Genomic DNA, 3,620 nt, shown 5'->3' on the forward strand with positions numbered 1-3,620 from the left:
CTTGCTGATTTATTATTACAACCTAAATCAGTTGTTTGCGTATACGTATGTACGAAATCTTTTGATGTCCAAGTTCCACCAACTTCAGGATTTCCTTTTAAGGCTTTAAATAAATCATTATTTGTAGGGATTATTCCTGAACAAACAGTTAAAGTTCCATCCAATCCTGCGCTTTTTGCATCATCTTGAATTGTAATTGTAACATTTGCTGATTTATTATTACAACCTAAACTTGTTGTTTGCGTATAAGTATGTATTAAATCTTTTGACGTCCAAGTTCCACCAGCTTCAGGATTTCCTTTTAAGGATTTAAATAAATCATCATTTGTAGGATTTATTCCTGAACAAACAGTTAAAGTTCCATCCAATCCGGCACTTTTTGCATCAGATTCTTCATCAACAGTTACACTTGCTGATTTATTATTACAACCTAAATCAGTTGTTTGCGTATACGTATGTACCAAGCCATTTGAAGTCCAAGTTCCACCAACTTCAGGATTGCCTTTTAAAGCTTCAAATAATTCATCATTTGTAGGATTTATTCCCTTACAAACAGTTAAAGTTCCATCCAATCCTGCACTTTTTGCATCGGCTTGAATATTTAATTTAAACGTTTTAGTTTCGCTTAATTTTCCTTTTTTAGCTGTTAAACTAAGCGTAACAAAACCTTTAGTAGCATCTTGGTCGCTAGGCGTATATTTTGATAACAATTTGGCATCATCTTCAAAAAGACCAGTACCATCTGTTGTCCATTTTAAATTTGGATTTTCAGTAACACTTACATCAGAAAAAGTAAAACTATTATTTTCACAAATACTCGCCTCTGCCGGGTTTTGCATGCTAATTACAGGCTGTATTGCTATTGGCGCGGGGCTAAATTTGAAATATGTAATAGGAAGCTCTTTAGAAATACGTCCTTTAGTCGTTTTTTTACTATTGTTTTTATATCCAGCATAAGCAACTCTATTCTCTCCTTTATTATCCCATAAAAATGAAATAGAACTAAACATACCCATTGCTATTCCCGACTCATTTTCGTAATAAACCACTAAGTTTTTTGTTCCAGAATACACAAAATCTTCCGTTAGTGTAATATCACTTCTAGAAGTATCAAAACTAGCACCTGATTTCCAAGTATATTCACCATCAAATACTTTTGTAAAAGTACTCAAATCAGGATGGCTATTATTTGTAATTTCGTTTTCGCTAACCTCCTTTACATAAACACGCTGTTTTTTAGCACGTTTATATGTTTTATTTTTACAATCAGTATAAAAACCAATCGTAGTTAATTTTCCTGCTAAATTATTTAGATCACTTGCCTTATATAACATTAGCGACCAACTATTTTTTTTACCGCCATTATATAAACCTTCATCATATTTTACAGGACTGTTAGACTGTACCGATTGTCCACAACCACCAGTACCTACAGTAACCTCCATAACTTTAGTAGCTTTAATATTTGCAGGAGTTTTTATTGTTACTTTAGTTTTATCGGCACTAGTAATAGTAGCTGTAAAACTATAATCATCAGGAGTGTTTGTTTTAAATTTAGCAGTATAAGTACCATCCCCATTATCTGTAATATTTGAAACGCCAGTAGGTGAAAAACTTAATTTCCCTCCCGATTTGCTTAATTTTTTCCCATTTTTATCTTTTAAAACAACAGTAATCGTAGCTATCTCTTTATTATTAGCCCCAATTACAGGCTTGTCAACACTAAGAGTAGAATGTAATTCCGATGCTTTTACAGGTGGAGTTACTACAACCGCTTTAAACCCTATGATTACTTGAGGAGTAGAATTTTCTTTTAGTAAACCATACCAAATTTGGTCATGAGTGATGTTATTATATGCAGTTCTATAACCAAATCTATCTCCACCCGGCCAAAAAATCTTAAATTTAGGATATGGACTATAATCCCCCCATTGTTTGTACATTCCTCCATGGGTATTTTCTGTAATTTCTACGACTAAATTTTTATTTTTATCGTAATTAAAAGCGGTATTAAAAGGAATTTTAACGTACCCTGTATTCCTATCGTATTGAATACTCCCATTAAATACCTCAGTAAACCCACTAAATTTCTTAACAGTCTGCCCTCTATTGTAATCAAACTCACTTGTTCTTCTTGAAATTAATTTTAATCGAACTGTCCAATTTCTAAACGTACTAATATCTACATTACCCGTTGTATTTAATTTAAAAGTAAGACTTTCTATTTTTCCGCTTTGTTTTATCTCCGAACCTAAATAAATAATCTGACTATAATTATTACTTTTTCGGATGTTAATAACAGAATTATCACTAGCACTTCCGCCACCACCTATAGATACATTTTGTGCCGACAAAAAGAAGCTAAAATTTAAACAAAAGAAGAGCAGAATACTTTTAATAAAGAATATTTTATTACCCCTAATAGATTTACTAAACAACATGTTTTGATTATTTTTGCGCAAATTTATATTTATTTATTCTAAATAAGGATTAAAATTCACATTATTTTAACAATTATATAATACTAACAACTCTTTCAGTTACAAAATCATGAAAGCCATAATATAATAAACTGAACGACAGGTTAATACACTTTTAAAATGCTCTATAAATGCGAATTATTTTTTATAAAAAAAATTTAGAACGAATAAAAAAAGCCTTTTAGCTTCTTCTTTTTGACATAAAATCAAGAAAATTATTATTTAAAAAAGCTTAACAATAAAAAAAGAGGATCCTAAAAATAGCTATCTAATTAAAAAAAATATTGAATACGACACATTATTTTAGTTTAAAAAATTATAATTTTACCATTTCTAGTTCAATTTAGCACAAGATATTTCTGTTTTTTTTGAAGCAATTTCCCGCTTTCCGCACTCGCTTTTTTTGTTTAAAAAAAACAAAAAAGAGCTCAAACAAAGCTTCAATCGGGGCTAGGCATTTGTGTTAATTTTCATAAATCGATACATCAACTATAATTCCACCAATCTCTACCCTATCAATTCGAGTGATTTTTTCCTTCAAAAATTGTATCGAGAACTTTTTTAGTATCAAAAGAAAACAATTCAAATTCTCGATACTATTTTAATTCCTTTCAGTCATTAAAATCACTCGAATTGACAAGAGTTATCAAAAAAGCTATTTTTGTGATTCCAAAAAAGACGATTTGAATACAGCTTTAGCCAAGTATTTTTTACCAGAAGGAATTTTAGATTATTTTGATATTATTTCAGATAAAATTGAAAATGATCAGGTTCATTTTTATTTAGAAGAAAGGAATATGCTTCCCAAAGAATATGAATCAGAAATAGCGGAATCGAAAGGATTTTTACCAGAAATAACGGTGGAAGATTTTCCTTTGCGAGGGAAATGTGTTTTACTTCATATAAAACGCCGAAGATGGACGCTTTTAAGCAGTTAGAAAATAATAAAAAGAGATTGGAATTTAATAGCAAAAGGCACTCGAATAACCAGCGAGTTTGCCGATTTTTTAAAAAGTATCTCTTAATACAAACGCCGTAAGCGCTAGTAAATTCGGGGATTATTATAAATTCAACGGAAAAAGACTGCAATATCTTTACAAAAATAAACTAAGTGATTTTAAAAGTTGGCATCAAAAAGAA

At 30.4% G+C, this 3,620-nt stretch carries 2 protein-coding genes (1 of these 2 running past the window's edge); one reads left to right on the forward strand and one right to left on the reverse strand.

The window, feature by feature from the left end:
• A protein-coding gene (locus tag AQ1689_RS13200; protein ID WP_101956397.1) for an Ig-like domain-containing protein crosses the window boundary here: on the reverse strand, nt 1–2,441 show its 5' portion. The gene continues 58 nt to the left of window position 1, outside the view; 2,441 of the gene's 2,499 nt are visible here — the first part of the coding sequence; the start codon lies at nt 2,439–2,441; the stop codon falls past the left edge of the window.
• Between the two features lie 722 nt (nt 2,442–3,163).
• Here AQ1689_RS13200 and AQ1689_RS13205 point away from each other — a divergent pair.
• Nucleotides 3,164–3,418 (forward strand): ISAon1 family transposase N-terminal region protein, encoded by a 255-nt coding sequence (locus tag AQ1689_RS13205; RefSeq protein ID WP_368669021.1) that lies wholly within the window; start codon nt 3,164–3,166, stop codon nt 3,416–3,418.
• The last annotated feature ends 202 nt before the right edge of the window (nt 3,419–3,620 follow it).

This window comes from Tenacibaculum finnmarkense (genome assembly GCF_900239185.1).
Lineage (GTDB): Bacteria > Bacteroidota > Bacteroidia > Flavobacteriales > Flavobacteriaceae > Polaribacter > Polaribacter finnmarkensis.